Origin of the sequence: Paraburkholderia sp. RAU2J (assembly GCF_003634845.1) — a bacterium.
In the GTDB taxonomy this organism is placed as follows: domain Bacteria; phylum Pseudomonadota; class Gammaproteobacteria; order Burkholderiales; family Burkholderiaceae; genus Paraburkholderia; species Paraburkholderia fynbosensis.
On the sequence record NZ_RBXG01000001.1, the window covers coordinates 3,290,221 to 3,305,589 of the forward strand.

The 15,369-nt window shown below is 64.1% G+C and carries 11 protein-coding genes; 4 read left to right on the forward strand and 7 right to left on the reverse strand.

Going from position 1 to position 15,369, the window contains the following annotated elements:
• Positions 1–34: 34 nt before the first annotated feature.
• Positions 35–2,608, reverse strand: a complete 2,574-nt coding sequence (gene nirB / locus B0G69_RS15015; RefSeq protein ID WP_121319434.1) for a nitrite reductase large subunit NirB — start codon at positions 2,606–2,608, stop codon at positions 35–37.
• Positions 2,605–3,312 (reverse strand): hypothetical protein, encoded by a 708-nt coding sequence (locus tag B0G69_RS40675; protein WP_147440732.1) that lies wholly within the window; start codon positions 3,310–3,312, stop codon positions 2,605–2,607. Before B0G69_RS40675 ends, nirB begins: the two co-directional genes overlap by 4 nt.
• Before the next feature lie 269 nt (positions 3,313–3,581).
• Here B0G69_RS40675 and B0G69_RS15020 point away from each other — a divergent pair, with 269 nt between their 5' ends.
• Complete coding sequence (locus B0G69_RS15020) at positions 3,582–3,971, forward strand: response regulator (protein ID WP_121318145.1); 390 nt, start codon at positions 3,582–3,584, stop codon at positions 3,969–3,971.
• A gap of 75 nt (positions 3,972–4,046) precedes the next feature.
• Here B0G69_RS15020 and B0G69_RS15025 read toward each other — a convergent pair whose 3' ends face one another.
• Positions 4,047–4,928, reverse strand: a complete 882-nt coding sequence (locus B0G69_RS15025) for an MOSC N-terminal beta barrel domain-containing protein (RefSeq protein ID WP_121318147.1) — start codon at positions 4,926–4,928, stop codon at positions 4,047–4,049.
• 543 nt (positions 4,929–5,471) lie between these two features.
• Between B0G69_RS15025 and B0G69_RS15030 the strand changes: the two genes are divergently transcribed.
• Complete coding sequence (locus B0G69_RS15030; protein WP_121318149.1) at positions 5,472–5,876, forward strand: heme-binding protein; 405 nt, start codon at positions 5,472–5,474, stop codon at positions 5,874–5,876.
• A gap of 135 nt (positions 5,877–6,011) precedes the next feature.
• Positions 6,012–8,186 (forward strand): malate synthase G, encoded by a 2,175-nt coding sequence (locus B0G69_RS15035; RefSeq protein WP_121318151.1) that lies wholly within the window; start codon positions 6,012–6,014, stop codon positions 8,184–8,186.
• Between the two features lie 182 nt (positions 8,187–8,368).
• Here B0G69_RS15035 and galU read toward each other — a convergent pair whose 3' ends face one another.
• Complete coding sequence (galU, locus tag B0G69_RS15040) at positions 8,369–9,286, reverse strand: UTP--glucose-1-phosphate uridylyltransferase GalU (protein WP_121319436.1); 918 nt, start codon at positions 9,284–9,286, stop codon at positions 8,369–8,371.
• Between the two features lie 304 nt (positions 9,287–9,590).
• Positions 9,591–9,734, reverse strand: coding sequence for a hypothetical protein (locus B0G69_RS41415; protein ID WP_175157622.1), 144 nt, complete (start codon positions 9,732–9,734; stop codon positions 9,591–9,593).
• A gap of 244 nt (positions 9,735–9,978) precedes the next feature.
• On the opposite strand from B0G69_RS41415, the gene B0G69_RS15045 reads away from it, so the two are divergent.
• Positions 9,979–11,202 carry an acyltransferase gene (locus tag B0G69_RS15045; protein ID WP_121318153.1) on the forward strand — a complete coding sequence of 408 codons (1,224 nt, stop codon included), beginning with the start codon at positions 9,979–9,981 and terminating at the stop codon, positions 11,200–11,202.
• 202 nt (positions 11,203–11,404) lie between these two features.
• Here B0G69_RS15045 and B0G69_RS15050 read toward each other — a convergent pair whose 3' ends face one another.
• Both B0G69_RS15050 and B0G69_RS15055 read right to left on the reverse strand, forming a co-directional pair.
• Positions 11,405–13,852, reverse strand: a complete 2,448-nt coding sequence (locus tag B0G69_RS15050; protein WP_121318155.1) for a glycosyltransferase family 4 protein — start codon at positions 13,850–13,852, stop codon at positions 11,405–11,407.
• A complete protein-coding gene (locus B0G69_RS15055) occupies positions 13,849–15,315 on the reverse strand; it encodes a flippase (RefSeq protein ID WP_121318157.1) in 1,467 nt (488 codons plus the stop codon). The genes B0G69_RS15050 and B0G69_RS15055 overlap by 4 nt, the downstream gene beginning before the upstream one ends.
• Between the last annotated feature and the right edge of the window lie 54 nt (positions 15,316–15,369).

Below are 15,369 nucleotides of genomic sequence, written 5' to 3' on the forward strand. Positions count from 1 at the left end.
TCGCTAGGTGAGCAATGAGTGGTGCTGCAATCAATCAGACGGTCTCGACGACCACGGGAATCGCCGCCAGCGCCGTCAGCGCCGTTTGCCGCTCGACGGGCGTCGCCGGGCGGATCTGCCCGCGCTCCTCGACGAAGCGCACGTTGCTGTCGGGCTCGCCGCTGTTGACGAAATGACGGAAGCGCTTGCGCGTGGCGGGATCGGTGACGGCCTTCTTCCATTCGCACTCGTAGGTGTCGATCACGTGGCGCATCTCCGCTTCGAGTTCCGCGGCCACTTCCAGGCGATCGTTGATTACCACGTCGATCAGATAGGCCAGGCCGCCTTCGAGGTTATCGCGCCACACGCTGGTGCGTTGCAAACGGTCGGCGGTGCGCACGTAGAACATCAGGAAGCGGTCGATGTAGCGGATCAGCGTGTCCTTGTCGAGGTCCGACGCGAGCAGCTCGGCATGACGCGGTTTCATGCCGCCGTTGCCGCACACGTAGAGGTTCCAGCCCTTCTCGGTGGCGATGACGCCGACGTCCTTGCCCTGCGCTTCCGCGCATTCACGCGTGCAGCCCGATACGCCGAACTTGATCTTGTGCGGCGTGCGCAGGCCCTTGTAGCGGTTCTCGAGTTCGACCGCGAGGCCCACCGAATCGCCGACGCCATAGCGGCACCACGTCGAACCGACGCACGACTTCACCGTTCGCAGTGACTTGCCGTACGCGTGGCCCGATTCGAAGCCCGCCGCGATCAGTTCTTCCCAGATGAGCGGCAGTTGCTCGACGCGCGCGCCGAACAGATCGACCCGCTGGCCGCCGGTGATCTTCGTGTAGAGGCCGTATTTTTTCGCGATCTGGCCGACCGCGATCAGACCGTCCGGCGTCACTTCACCGCCCGCCATGCGCGGCACGACCGAGTACGTGCCGTCGCGTTGGATGTTGGCGAGGTAGTAGTCGTTGGTGTCCTGCAGCGACGCGTGTTCTTTCTTCAGCACGAAATCGTTCCAGCACGACGCGAGAATGCTCGCCACCACCGGCTTGCAGATATCGCAGCCGAGGCCATGACCGTGCTTCGCGAGCAGTTCGCCGAAGCTGCGCACGCCCTCGACACGCACGATGTGATACAGCTCCTGGCGCGAATACGCGAAGTGCTCGCAGACGTGGTTGTTGACCGCGAGCCCCTGCTTCTTCATCTCGGCCTTCATCACCTGCGTGACGAGCGGCACGCAGCCGCCGCACGAGGTGCCCGCGCCGGTCGCGCATTTGAGCGCGCCGATGTCGGTAGCGCCCGCGCCAACGGCCGCGCACAGCTCGCCCTTCGAGACGTTGTTGCATGAGCAGATTTGCGCGGCGGCGGGCAAGGCCTCGACGCCGAGCGCGGGCTTCGCGTTGCCGTCCGCTTGCGGCAGGATCAGGAATTCAGGCGCTTGCGGCAGTTCGATACGGTTCAACATCATCTGCAGCAACGTGCCGTATTCGCTCGCGTCGCCGACCATCACCCCGCCCAGCAAATACTTGCCGCATTCGGACACCACGAGCTTCTTGTAGATCTGCTTGCGTTCGTCGCTGAACTGGTAGGAGCGGCTGCCTGGCGTATTGCCATGTGCGTCACCGATGCTCGCGACGTCGACGCCCATCAGCTTGAGCTTGGTGCTCATGTCGGCGCCGGCGAATTCGGCGGTGGGTTCGGCTGCGGATTCGGCACAAGCCGCGAGCAATTGCTTCGCGACCGTGCGCGCCATGTCGTAGCCCGGCGCGACGAGGCCGAACAACTGGCCGTTCCACAGCGCGCATTCGCCGATCGCATAGATGTGCGGGTCGCTGGTGCGGCACGCGTTGTCGATCACGATGCCGCCGCGCGCGCCGAGCGTCAGACCGCATTCGCGCGCGAGGTCGTCGCGCGCACGGATGCCTGCGGAGAACACGATCATGTCGGTGTCGAGATGGCTGCCGTCGGCGAACTGCATGCGGTGCGTGCCCGTTTCGCCGTCCACGATCACCGAGGTGTTCTTCTGCGTGTGGACCGTCACGCCGAGTGCTTCGATTCTGGTGCGCAACACGCGGCCGCCGCCCTCGTCCACCTGTACGGCCATCAGGCGCGGGGCGAATTCGACCACGTGCGTTTGCAGGCCCATGTCGCGCAGCGCCTTCGCGCATTCGAGACCCAGCAGGCCGCCGCCGACCACCGTGCCGATTTTCGAACGCGCACCGCATTCCTGCATCGCTTCGAGGTCGTCGATAGTTCGGTACACGAAGCAATCGGCACGCTCGCGGCCAGGCACCGGCGGCACGAACGGATAGGAGCCCGTGGCGAACACGAGCTTGTCGTACGGCAGTGTCTCGCCGGTCGACACCGTGACGGTGCGCGCATCGCGATCGACCGCCACGGCCTTCGCGTTCAGCTTGAGCATCACGTTCTGGCGCTCGAAGAACCCCGGTGCGACGAGCGACAGGTCGTCCGCGCTCTTGCCCGCGAAGAATTCGGACAGGTGCACGCGATCGTAGGCCGGCCGCGATTCCTCGCACAGCACCGTGATGTCGAGACCGTGCGCGGCATCTTGCGCGAGGCTCTCGACCAGTTTGTGGCCGACCATCCCGTGACCGATAACGATGATTTTCATGAGCGCGGTGTCCTCAATATGCTGAGCGTCGGGCGTCGCCGTCTGCATCGGGCGAAGCAATGGCGAAAATAAAAACGGCGTCCCGCGAACCCAGTCGATGACTGAATCCGGGGGACGCCGTTGTCCTGATCTGTCCTGCAGGCGAATGCTTTGTATTTGCACTCGCGCCGGATCGTCGTTGATCCGATGACGACGCTTAACGCAAAGCCCGTGCCAATCGCGAGCAATGCGTCGGGAAAGGCCGTCGCGCGGGGCTCGGCGGCGTATCGAAGGGAGCGGCGGCGAGCGCGGTGCGCGGCGCGTTTTGATGCGCAGAGGCACATGGATGGTGCGACGCAGCACCTTGCGCGTGCGGGAGCCGGGCACGCGCACGGTGCGCGCGGTGCTTTTTCAGCACGGCGGGCGAAACGCGGTGCGTGATCGGACCGGGCACCTCCCGCTGCCGTCGTGCAATGGGCGGGCGGCGCCGACGAACGGCGGCTGGTGACGCCATCGGGAAGAATGATCGACACGGAAATATAGCTGCCAAGCTTGTAGATTCGCGCCGTGCGATGGCCGCGATAGACAGGATCGTTGTCGAAATCGTCGATCACGATCGACGCGCGCGCAGCGCGCGATTCGATGCACAGCGTGGTGTGCAGATCGAGCTGGCCGCCGGCGGGGAGTCCGAAGTTCACTTCGTCCCGAACCGCGCAGGCAGTCAAGTGTGTTCTGTGATCCGGGCCACGACCGCAAAGCCCGTACCGGTGTGCTTTCAGATCAGGCGCAGGATGGACGGCACGGCGTCGATGCGTTGGACCGCCTCGATGTCGCGCGCGAGGCCGGCGTCGAGGCCGGTCCCGAACGGTAAATCATTCATGGACCGGCGCTTCCGGCATCCCTTGCGTAGGTGGCCTGAAAACAGAAATGGCGACGCCGGACTCTAGCGGGACTTCAAATTGCTTACTAGCTGATACCCACCAGGAGAAGCCGGATGCCCCTTCGCCATAGCGCCCGACTGCTGATCGCCGACGACGACGCGGATCTGCTCGCCGCCTACGCGCTCTATTTCAGTGCGCATGGCTTCGACATCCGCACCGCGCGCAACGGCCTCGACGCGCTCGCCGAGTATTGCGCGTGGCATCCGCAGGCCGCGCTGCTCGACGTCGAGATGCCCCGGCTCGACGGCCGTGCGGTGGCGCGGCGTATCCGCTACGTGGCCGACACGCCGGCGCCGACACTGGTCGCCGTCAGCGGTCTCGAACAGACGGAGGAAAAGAACGAGTCGCTGCGCTCGGGTTTCAATCATCACTTCGTCAAACCGGCGCCGATGCACGTGATACTCGCGGCGTTGACGAAGCGTTTCAGACGAACCGGTGATTGAAGCGGGCCGACGTGCTCTGCGGTGACGCCGTGGGTATCGCCGTTGCCGCAGCAGCCTGGTCGGAAAGCGCGCGAATCAATCGCCGAAGGCCAGTTCCGCTTCGACCGTTTGCCCGACCCGCAGCCACGCGCCGGCTCCGCTCGCGACCAGCGCGTTGTTGCCGAACGTGATCGCACCGTCTCGCTGCGGCCGGGCCCGGTAGACGCTCATCGTATCGCTCGGTTCGTTTGGCCAGTCGGGGTCGGGCGCGCCCTTCGCCTGGTCGATGGTCGGTATCGGGCAGCGTGCGCACGGCTTGACCAAGTGCAATTGCACGGGCGGCTCGGCATCGGTAGCGCTCACGATGCTCAGCGTTTCCACATAGTCCTCTTCGTATGCGTCGAGCCCCGTGAGCACGAGATTCGGACGGAAGCGGTCAATCGGCACCGCCGGCGCGCCTTTGCGGGTAAGACGCGTGTTCAGATCGTCGAGCGAAGCCTGGCCGATCACCAGCAGCGGAAAACCGTCGGCAAACAGCGTCGTGGCGCCGCCGGTGCTGTCCGTGTAGTCGGGGTCGACCGTGCGCTCGCGCTCGAGATCGAAGCGCAGGAGCCGCGCCGGCATGCCGAGAAACTCGGAGAGCCAGGCCGCGCTCGCTGCGCCGGTGTCGATGCCGTAGGCGGCGTCGCGCCAGACCTTCGTCTCTACTTTGCGCGACGCGTCGAGCCGCGCGGCATCCAGCGGCGTGCGCAGCTCGCTCATGCCGGGCGCGCGCAGCACCAGTTCCTCTGCATCGAGTTCGGTCCTGATGAGCGCCATGCGCGGATACGCGCGCTGCGTGAACATCGCGCCTTCCGGATCGGCGACCATCCAGCCTCGATCGTATTCGAGGCCAGTCGCGAAGAGGCGCGCTTCGCGCAGCGCAATTCCCGCGCACGATTTGACCGGATAGACAAACAGTTCGCTGATTGTAGGCATGGTGTGGGGGGCGTGTCGTGTTCATGTAGTGCGCACGGGTCTGTGCACAAGGCTCGATTGTAAAGCCCCTTGCTCGCGGGCTTCCAGTCGGTGTGTGAGGTGCGAGAGCCGCTGTGTTTGCAGTTCGATGCGCCCTGGCTTCGCGCACACGTTGGCGGATTGATGGGCGTGGTCGCCCCGGCGATGCCGACAAAATGCTGTCACAGGCGGACGAAGCCCGCCTGCAGCGGCGCGTTTTGACACCCTGCTGCGCGAGGGTCGATGCCGTTTGATTTCGGCGATTCGATCGTGCCTCCCGCCGCGCTCGATGCGCCGTTGGAAACCGGCCGCGTGCCGCTGCCGTTTCGCCCAGCCCCGCTTGGACGTAGAATCCCCCAAGCATGGCGCTCGCCCGGCAGCCCGGCGGCCGCGCATTCGATCAATCACGGAGCACGGCCGACATCGGCGGCCCGAAGCATCCCCGACGCTGCGACGCACCCGCCCTGCATCACCGGATAGAACTTGTAGAAGCATCCTTACCATCACCGAGACAGGAAATTCATTATGCTGAGCAAACCCGTGTTGACCGTTGCCGAAACGACCCGCATCCTCGAAGCCGCGCGTACGGAAGCCGAGAAGAACAAATGGGCCGTCGCGATCGTGGTGGTCGACGACGGCGGTCATCCGCTCGGAATGCTGCGGCTCGACGGCGGTGCGCCGGCCAGCTCGTACATCGCGACGGAAAAAGCGCGCACCGCGGCGCTCGGCCGTCGTGAGACCAAGGTCTACGAAGACATGATCAACAATGGCCGCACCGCATTCCTGAGCGCGCCGCTGCAAGGCACGCTGGAAGGCGGCGTGCCGGTGATCGTCGACGGCCAGGTGGTCGGCGCGGTCGGCGTGTCCGGCGTCAAGTCGGATCAGGACGTGCAGGTCGCCAAGGCGGGTATCGCGGCCCTCGCGGCCTGAAGCGTGAAGGCGTCGGCAACGGCGCGCCCGCCTCGATCGAATTGAAGTACCCCGTGGCATCACTCTGGCAATAACTGGCAATCACGCGGACCGATGCCCCCCTCATCGGTCCCATTCAGACAGATGGAGCAGTCGATGACTCAGATGAACCCGCGCGGCGGACTGCAGGTCGCCGCCAACCTTGACCAGTTCGTCGAAACCGAAGCCCTGCCCGGCACCGGAATCGACAGCGCCGCATTCTGGTCGGGTTTCGACGCCCTCGTGCACGAACTGGCGCCCAAAAATCGGGCGCTGCTCGCCGAGCGCGACCGCCTGCAAACCGAACTCGATAGCTGGCATCGCGCGAATCCGGGTCCGGTGCGCGATCTGCGCGCGTATCGCGCGTTCCTCGAAGGCATCGGCTATATCGTGCCGGCACCTTCGCGCGTCCAAGCCACGACCGACCAGGTGGACACGGAAATCGCCGAACAGGCCGGCCCCCAACTCGTCGTGCCGCTGTCGAATCAGCGCTATGCGCTGAACGCGGCGAATGCGCGCTGGGGCAGCCTGTACGACGCGCTGTACGGCACCGATGCGATCCCCGAGACCAATGGCGCGCAAAAGCAGCAGGCCTTCAATCCGGTGCGCGGCGCCGCGGTGATCGCGTATGCGCGCAAGTTTCTCGATCAGGCCGCCCCGCTCGCGAACGGCTCGCATGCCGACGCGACGCGCTATCACGTCGAAAACGGCAAGCTGGTCGTCACGTTGAAGAATGGCACGAGCGAGCTCGCGAAGCCCGCGCAGTTCATCGGCTATCAGGGCGATGAAAGCGCGCCGTCCTCCGTGCTGCTCAAGCACAACGGCCTGCACTTCGACATCCAGATCGACGCCAACGATTCGATCGGCAAGACCGATGCGGCCCATGTGAAGGATGTCGTGGTCGAAGCGGCGGTGAGCACGATCATCGATTGCGAAGACTCGGTCGCGGCCGTGGATGCGGACGACAAGGTGCAGCTCTATCGCAACTGGCTCGGCCTGATGACCGGCGATCTGACCGAAGAGGTCACGAAGAACGGCAAGACCTTCACGCGGCGTCTGAACGAAGATCGCGTGTACGTCGCCGCGAATGGCACCGCGCCGGTCGTGCTGCATGGCCGCTCGCTGCTGTTCATCCGCAACGTCGGCCATTTGATGACCAATCCGGCGGTGCTGACGAAGGACGGCCACGAAATTCCGGAAGGCATTCTCGACGCGGTGATCACGACGCTGTGCGCGCTGCACGACCGCAAGCACAAGCTGAATTCGCGCACCGGCTCGATCTACATCGTCAAGCCGAAGATGCACGGCCCGGCCGAAGTCGCGTTCGCGAGCGAGCTGTTCGCGCGCGTCGAAGACCTGCTGCAATTGCCGCGCAACACGATCAAGATGGGCATCATGGACGAGGAGCGCCGCACCAGCGTGAACCTGCTCGCCTGTATCGCCGAAGCGTCGGAGCGGGTTGCGTTCATCAACACGGGCTTTCTCGATCGCACCGGCGACGAGATGCACTCGGCCATGGAAGCCGGCCCGATGATGCGCAAGGGCGATATGAAGTCGAGCACGTGGATCGCCGCATATGAGCGCAGTAACGTGCTGGCCGGGTTGAGCGCGGGCCTGCGCGGCCGCTCGCAGATCGGCAAGGGCATGTGGGCGATGCCCGACCTGATGCACGCGATGCTCGAACAGAAGATCGCGCATCCGAAGGCCGGTGCGAACACCGCATGGGTGCCCTCGCCGACCGCCGCGACGCTGCACGCGCTGCACTATCACCAGATCGACGTGCAGGCGGTTCAGCAGCAGCTGGAGCGCACCGACTACGCGATGGTGCGCGACGAACTGCTCGACGGCCTGCTGACGATTCCGGTGGTCGAATCCGCGAAGTGGAGCGACGACGAGATTCGCAGCGAGATCGACAACAACGCGCAAGGCATTCTCGGCTACGTGGTGCGCTGGATCGACCAGGGCGTGGGCTGCTCGAAGGTGCCGGACATTCACGACGTCGGCCTCATGGAAGACCGCGCGACGCTGCGGATTTCGAGCCAGCACATCGCCAACTGGCTGCATCACGGCGTGGTGAAGCGCGAGCTGGTCGAAGAGACGTTCCGGCGCATGGCGAAGGTGGTCGACGAACAGAACGCCGGCGACCCGCATTACCAGCCGATGGCGCCGGGCTTCGACACGATCGCGTTCAAGGCCGCCCAAGCGCTGGTGTTCGAAGGACGCCAGCAGCCGAGCGGTTATACGGAACCGTTGCTGCACAAGTTCCGGCTGGAAGTGAAGCAGCAGGGGTAAGGCTGTCGTGGCCTGGCCGCTTCGCTTTCAGTGTCGGGCGAAGCGGCTGAAACGACAACGGGCGCCGCGCGATGCGGCGCCCGTTTTTTATTGGCGCAGAGCTTTCATGCGGCGCTTGCGCTCAGCGCGATGGCATGTAACCCGCACGGTTCAGCAGCGCATCAAGCCAACCGCTGAACGACTCAGGCCGCTTCCGCCGTGTACTGCGCCGGCACGCCCGCCGGCTGGTTGTTCTGCATATACGCCTGCAGATACGCTTCGAAATCGGCCTTCACTTCCGGGTGGCGCAGCGCGAATTCCACCGTCGCCTTCAGATAGCCGAGCTTGCTGCCGCAATCGAAACGCGTGCCGAAATAGCGATACGCGAGTACCTGCTCTTCCGTCAGCAGCGACTGCACCGCGTCGGTCAGTTGCAGTTCGCCGCCCGCACCCGGCTTCAACGCGCGGATATGCTTGAAGATGGTCGGCATCAGCACGTAGCGGCCCACCACGCCGAGATTCGACGGTGCAACGTCCGGCGCCGGCTTTTCGACGATGCCCGACAGCTTGATCACGTTGTCTTCCCACTCACGGCCGTCGACCACGCCATACGAACGGCTGTCTTCACGTGCAATGGTTTCGACGCCGATCACCGAGCTGTGATAGTGATTGAAGGTGTCGACAAGCTGGCTCATCACCGGCTTCGAGCTGTGCAGCAGGTCGTCGGCCAGAATCACGGCGAACGGGCTCTCGCCCACCAGTTTTTCGGCGCACAGCACCGCGTGACCCAGACCGAGCGCTTCGGCCTGGCGCACGTAGAAGCAGTCGACGTTGGCCGGCTTGATGCTGCGCACGAGGTCGAGCAGCTTCTGCTTGTTGCGTGCTTCGAGTTCGGCTTCGATCTCATAGGACTTGTCGAAGTGATCTTCGATCGCGCGCTTGCTGCGGCCCGTCACGAAGATCATCTCGGTGATGCCGGCGGCAATCGCTTCCTCGACCGCGTACTGGATCAGCGGCTTGTCCACGATCGGCAGCATTTCCTTAGGACTTGCTTTGGTAGCCGGCAGGAATCGTGTCCCGAGGCCCGCTACGGGAAACACGGCTTTGGTGACTTTCAGCATGGTAGGCATTCCCATATCGGTTAGAAGTTGGTGTGTTCGCGGACCTGGCGGCGAATCGATGTCGCCGGAAAGACTAGCAAAAAAACCCACGCGTTTCACGTGCGATTTTTATCCAATCAACAAAATAAATCGATTCGCTTTCAATATGCCGAAGCGCGATAAGCGTCAGGAAATAATTACATATATCAAATGAATTATTTCCGGCGGCTCCGAAAATTTTACGTATCGAACCGCCCGGCCATCCGTGGGGCATGGCAGTGAAGCGCGGCATTGTCACACGCGTTTCATCGATCGTCGTTCCACCTCATTCGTTTTCGTCGACGGGGGGCAGCTTGCCCGGATTCATCCGGTAACGGCGGATCGGCTCGTTGCGCAAGGCCTCGCGGTAAGCAGACGCGGCGACGAGGATCAGCAGCACGGCAATGCCGGCGAGTAAATGCAGGTTCATGACTTCACCTCTGGTCAGGAAAATCCGTGCTTTAAATTAGCACGACAAAAGCGGTAAATAATTCGCCGCCGCATCTGCTTATGCTCAATTACAATTCGTCACAAAATAGCCATTCATTCAATAAGGCCGACAATTTTTTATCGATTTTTTGCGGCCGCGGTGCTCTAGCATGTGATCCATTGCGGGCGCGTACGGCGCCCGGCACTCCGCTTTTTCCCGTTCAGATTCAGAATAAGGACCGCGCATGAGCGACTCAGCACTGGATGCCGCCGGCTCATCCCTGCCCCTTTCCCCCTCTAGCCCTGCTCGTGCGGCCAGCGCCGCCTCGCGTGCGTCGGCCGACGCGCGCGCCGACAGCGCCGGCAAAGAACACGTGATCGACGCGATGCGCGGCTTCGCCGCGTTGCTGGTCGCGTATTTTCATTGCCGCCAGGTCGCATGGGTCGGCATGCAGGCGTTTCATCAGAGCGTCGGCCATTCGTTCAGCTTGAGCGCGATCGCCGCCTATCTGACGTTCCCGATCGCGTGGGGCTCGGCGGGTGTGCCGATTTTCTTCGTGATCAGCGGCTATTGCATTCATCGCGGCGGCGCGCTGCGCCTTGCGGCCAATCCCGCTTACCGGCTCGACGCGGCCAATTTCTGGGTACGCCGTTTCGCGCGCATCTATCCGGTGCTGCTCGCGGCGCTGGTGCTGACCTTCGCGCTCGACTGGTTCAGCCTGCAACTGCCGCCTGTCAGCCACAAGATCCGCGAGATCGGCCTGCAGGCGTTTCTCGTCAACCTGTTCTCGCTGCAAGGCGTGGCCGGCAAGACCTACGGATCGAACGGCGCACTGTGGACGCTGTCGCTCGAGGTGCAGTTCTACGCGATCTATCCGCTGCTGTTCGCACTGCGCCGGCGCATCGGCATGACGCCGGTGCTGGCGCTCGTCGCCGTGGTCAACGTGGTCTCGGCCTATGTGCTCGAACGCCATGACCTCCAGTTCTTCACGTCGTACTGGTTCTCGTGGACGCTCGGCGCGTGGATCGCCGACGCCAAGGTTCGCAGCGCACCGCAAGCCCGCTCGTCGGCATGGCTCTATGCGCTGGCTGCGGGCTTTATCGCGCTCGGCTGCGCGGCGTTCCATTTCGGCCAGTACGGTGCGTTCCAGTTGTGGGCGCTCGGCTTCGCGTTCTATCTGTACAAGGCGCTGGACCGCCGCAACGGGCCGCCACGCGCAAGCTTCGGCACGCGGCTGCTGTCCCGGTTCGGCGATTTCAGCTTTTCGCTGTACCTGATCCATCTGCCGATTTTCGTGTTGCTGTCGTCGCTGCTGTTCCGCTCGGCGTTGCAGATGTCGATCTGGCCGTCGTTCGGCTATATGCTCGTGGCGGTGCCGGCCGCCTACGTGTTCTACCGGCTGGTCGAACTGCCCGCCATGAAGTGGTCGGCCAGCTTCAAGCCGACGGCCGTGAAGCCGCAGCAATAAGTCACGGCACCGCAAAACAGCGATAAAAAAAACGGAGCGAAAGCTGCTGACTTTCGCTCCGCTACGCCAACGACAGGAACCGGCCGAGTCCCTGCCTACCCCCGCGTCAAATCTGTGCGCGCCGCAGCGCATCGAACCTGCCTGAACCCGCATCGACAGCGGCGGCCTGAGGGATCGATCCTCCCAGGCCGCCGTGACCTATTTAACGCCCCGCCACGCGCTTCAGAATCCGCGCGACACCATCGACATAGGTCGCGGTGCCGAAGCGGCTCAGCGCCGTCTGGTAGCCGTTTCGGACCAGCTTGTTGCGCAGGTCGTCATTCGAGCGCAATTCCGCGAGCGTGTCGGCCAGACCGTGCGCATCGCCGGGCGTGCACATCACGCCGTTCTCGTAGTCGTCGATGATCTCCAGCACGCCGCCCGCGCGGGCCGCCACCACCGGCCGCTGCGCGAGCATGCCCTCGACGATCACGCGGCCAAACGGCTCGGGCGTGATCGACGTATGGACGACCGCGTCGACCGCGCACATGCAGGCCGGAATGTCGTGCTGGAAGCCGAGGAAATGCACCCGGTCGCGCAGATCGTGCGCGGCGACGAACGCATGCAATTCGCTCTCGTACTGGTCCTCGCCGAAGAGCGGCGCGCCGACCAGCACCGCGTGCATCTGCGGATTGAGCACCATCGCTTCGAGCAGCACGTGCTGCCCTTTCCAGCGCGCGAGGCGGCTGAACGAGCCCACGAGGAACGCGTCGCGCGGCAGGTTCAGCCGCTCGCGCAGCGCCGCTTGCGGCACCGCGCGCAACGCGTCGAACGGCTCGGCGGAAATACCGTTGAAGACCACGTCGATATGTTTGCCGTCGAACTGCGTGAGCTTCGCGAACGCCTGCGCCGACGCCGCCGAGTTGGCGATCACGTGCGTGAGGCCGAACCGCGCGCACCATTTGATGATCGCGAGTTGCTTGCCGCCGAAATGCTCGGGACTCACGATGTCGCGCAGGTGCCAGACCACCGGCCGTTTCGCGAGCTTGCCGGCGATCGCGCCGATCACCATCGCGCGCTGCGTGTTCGCGTAGATCACGTCCGCCTTGCGCGCGCGTTTCGCGGTGGCGCGCACGAGCGACAGCAGGCCCTTGAGCGCCGCACCCTTCGGCAACGAACCGCCCTGCTTCTTCACATGCCGCAGCGCACCGGCATCGAGCACGTCGACTGTCACGCCCGCCTGGTCGAGCGCCGTGCGGAACGGGCCGTCGTCGAACAGCACGACCTCGATGCGCGAGCGCAGCGCCTTGACGATTTCCAGCAGCGAAAGCTCGGCGCCGCCGAGCACGCCGCTTTGATCGACGGCGAGGATGCGCGGCGCGCTCGCGGCGGCGTCCGCCTTGTAGGGGACGTAAGCCGGCTGTTGCGCGCTGCGCAAGGCCGGTACCGCCGCGCGCACATGCGCGAAGAAACGTTCGCGGAAATGCGCGGCGGAAAACTGTTCGGCGTTGGCGCGGCAATCCATCGGCGAAAAACGCTTGATGTGCGTATCGAAACGCTCGACCGCGGCGATGATCGATTCGGCATCCTGCTCATCGAAGAACATGCCGGTGGGCCGCGGCTCCGACAGATCGCGCACGGTTTCGAGCGCCCCGCCCTTGCCGTAGGCAATCACCGGTGTGCCGCACGCCTGCGCTTCGACCACCGAAATGCCGAAGTCTTCCTCGGCGGCGAACACGAAGGCCTTCGCGCGGCTCATCCGGTCCTTGAGCACCTTGAACGGCTGGTAGCCCATGATCTCGACGTTTGGCCCCGCCTTCGCGCGGATCTTCTGCATGTCGGGACCGTCGCCGATCACGACCAGCTTGCGCTCGGGCATGCGCGCGAATGCCTCGACGATCAGATCGATCTTCTTGTACGGCACCATCCGCGATGCGGTCAGGTAGAAGTCTTCCTTTTCCGTGCACAACGAAAAGGCTTCGACGTCGACCGGCGGAAAGATCACCTGCGCCTCGCGCTGATAGACCTTCCTGATGCGCCGCGCGATGAACTCCGAGTTCGCGACGAAGCCGTCCACCGAGTTCGATGTGCGGATATCCCAGTTGCGGATGTAATGCAGGATCAGCCGCGCGAGCGCCGACTTCGGACCGTTGGTCAGTTTCGACTGCTGCAGGTATTGATGCTGCAGATCCCACGCGTAGCGGATCGGCGAATGCACGTAGCTGATATGCACCTGGTCGGGGCCGGTCAGAATGCCCTTGGCGACCGCATGGCTGCTGGAGATCACCACGTCGTACGCCGACACGTCGAGCTGCTCGATCGCGAGCGGCATCAGCGGCAAATACGAGCGGTACTTGCTGCGTGCGAGCGGCAGCTTCTGGATGAACGACGTCGTGACCGACTTGCCGCGCAGAAAGCTGCGGTCGTCGAGAAAGTCGACGAGACTGAACAGGTCCGCGTCCGGAAAGCACGCGACGATCTGCTCGAGCACTTTCTCCGCGCCCGCATAGGTGACGAGCCAGTCATGCACGATCGCGATGCGCACCGTTTTATCGGCGCGGATCGCGGCGCGGCGCGGCGTGGCCTGCACGCCGGGCACGCCGGTGAGTTCGGCGAGCGCGCTGCGCTTCGCGGGTCGCAGCACGGCTTCTTCAAGGATGTCCTGGTTCATGCGCTTTTCCTCGGATTCAGTCGCAACAGCAGTGAACGCGCAAGATTGCGCAAGGCGGGGGTCATCGTGATCGACCAGGCGAGATTCGCGCCGACCATCAATGCACCGGCGGCGAGCGCCAGCGCGAGACCCGGCAGGAAGCTCGCGAGCCACAGGCTCGCGAGCAGGAAAGCGAGGTGAGCCAGCATGTCGAGCGCGATCTGGCGCGCGCGAATCGCCGAGAAATGCAGCAGCACCGCATAGTCGAACAGCGCGCGGCCGGCTACGGCCACCGCCGCGCCGGTTAGCCCGAAATGCGTGATGCCGAGCCACAAAGCCCCTGCAAACAGGGGCAATTCGACGAGACCGACGCGTGCGGCCGTAGCCGGACTGACCTGCGACTGGATCAGGATCCGCGTGACATTCGCCTGTCCGACCAGCCACACGGCGACGATCATGATGCGGCCCACCGGCGCGGCGACGGTGGCGATCTCATTGCCGACCCATAGATGCAGGAACGGTTCGAGCACCAGCATCGCGACCAGTGCGACCGGCGTGAACACGCCATTGAGAAATTCGAGCGACTGCTGCGTGATGGTGTCGGCATCGGCGCGGCCGACGGCGGACAAACGCGGAAACAGCGTACGCACCAGCGCGGTCGGCACGATGTTCAGCCGCGTCACGAGATTCTGCGGCACCGTGTAATACGTCACGAAACGCGCGCCGAGACGGGAGCCGAGCATCACGCGATCGAGCGAGTCGGCGATCATCGTGGTGACGCTGGCAATCAGCATCCAGCCGCCGAAATTGAACAGCCCCTTGGCCACACCGAATTGCGGCGGCAGAACGCTGCGGATGTCGAGCACCTTCAGCGCGGAGCGGCCCAGCAGAAGCGCCGCGAGAATCCGCGCGAACACCGCCGCGGCGAGCACGTTCTGCAACGTCGCGCCGAGCCACCACGCGGCGCCGAGCGGCAGCAGCTGGAACAGGAACGTGCCGATGGTCTGGTTGGTGTTGTAGACGCCAAAGCGTTCTGCGCCGTTGATCGCACCGGCGAATACCCATGACACGTTGGCAATCGGAATCGCCACCGCGAGCCACGGCAGCGCCATATAGACCTCGTGCTGCAGCTCGGGTGACACCTTGGTGAAATACGCGGTGTAGAGAAACGCGCCGAAGTAGATGATCAATCCGCCGATCACCCCGGTCGCGAGATTGAGCCACGTCGCGCTCCAGAACACCCGCACGCTTTCGTCCTTGTCGCCGGATGCGCGCGCCTTCGAGATGTGGTTCTGCGCGGCCATGCTCATGCCGAGATCGAGAATCCCGAAGTAGCCGATCAACGTCCACACGAGACTGATCACGCCGTAGCGCTCGACGCCGAGCAGCTTGATATACGACGGCACGGTGACGAGCGAGACGAAGGTCGGCAGCACCAGCCCGACGAAATTGATCGTTACGTTCCTGAGAATGCCTTTGTCCATCGGATGCCCTGGGTTGACTGCGTTTGCGTTTGTGGGTGCGTTTGTGGGTGCGTT

Excerpts from the sequence above, each read along its gene's own strand:
- nirB (WP_121319434.1), bottom strand. The coding sequence starts at position 2,608 with ATGAAAATCATCGTTATCGGTCACGGGATGGTCGGCCACAAACTGGTC.
- B0G69_RS15020 (WP_121318145.1), top strand. The coding sequence starts at position 3,582 with ATGCCCCTTCGCCATAGCGCCCGACTGCTGATCGCCGACGACGACGCG.
- B0G69_RS15025 (WP_121318147.1), bottom strand. The coding sequence starts at position 4,928 with ATGCCTACAATCAGCGAACTGTTTGTCTATCCGGTCAAATCGTGCGCG.
- B0G69_RS15030 (WP_121318149.1), top strand. The coding sequence starts at position 5,472 with ATGCTGAGCAAACCCGTGTTGACCGTTGCCGAAACGACCCGCATCCTC.
- B0G69_RS15035 (WP_121318151.1), top strand. The coding sequence starts at position 6,012 with ATGACTCAGATGAACCCGCGCGGCGGACTGCAGGTCGCCGCCAACCTT.
- galU (WP_121319436.1), bottom strand. The coding sequence starts at position 9,286 with ATGCTGAAAGTCACCAAAGCCGTGTTTCCCGTAGCGGGCCTCGGGACA.
- B0G69_RS41415 (WP_175157622.1), bottom strand. The coding sequence starts at position 9,734 with ATGAACCTGCATTTACTCGCCGGCATTGCCGTGCTGCTGATCCTCGTC.
- B0G69_RS15045 (WP_121318153.1), top strand. The coding sequence starts at position 9,979 with ATGAGCGACTCAGCACTGGATGCCGCCGGCTCATCCCTGCCCCTTTCC.
- B0G69_RS15050 (WP_121318155.1), bottom strand. The coding sequence starts at position 13,852 with ATGAACCAGGACATCCTTGAAGAAGCCGTGCTGCGACCCGCGAAGCGC.
- B0G69_RS15055 (WP_121318157.1), bottom strand. The coding sequence starts at position 15,315 with ATGGACAAAGGCATTCTCAGGAACGTAACGATCAATTTCGTCGGGCTG.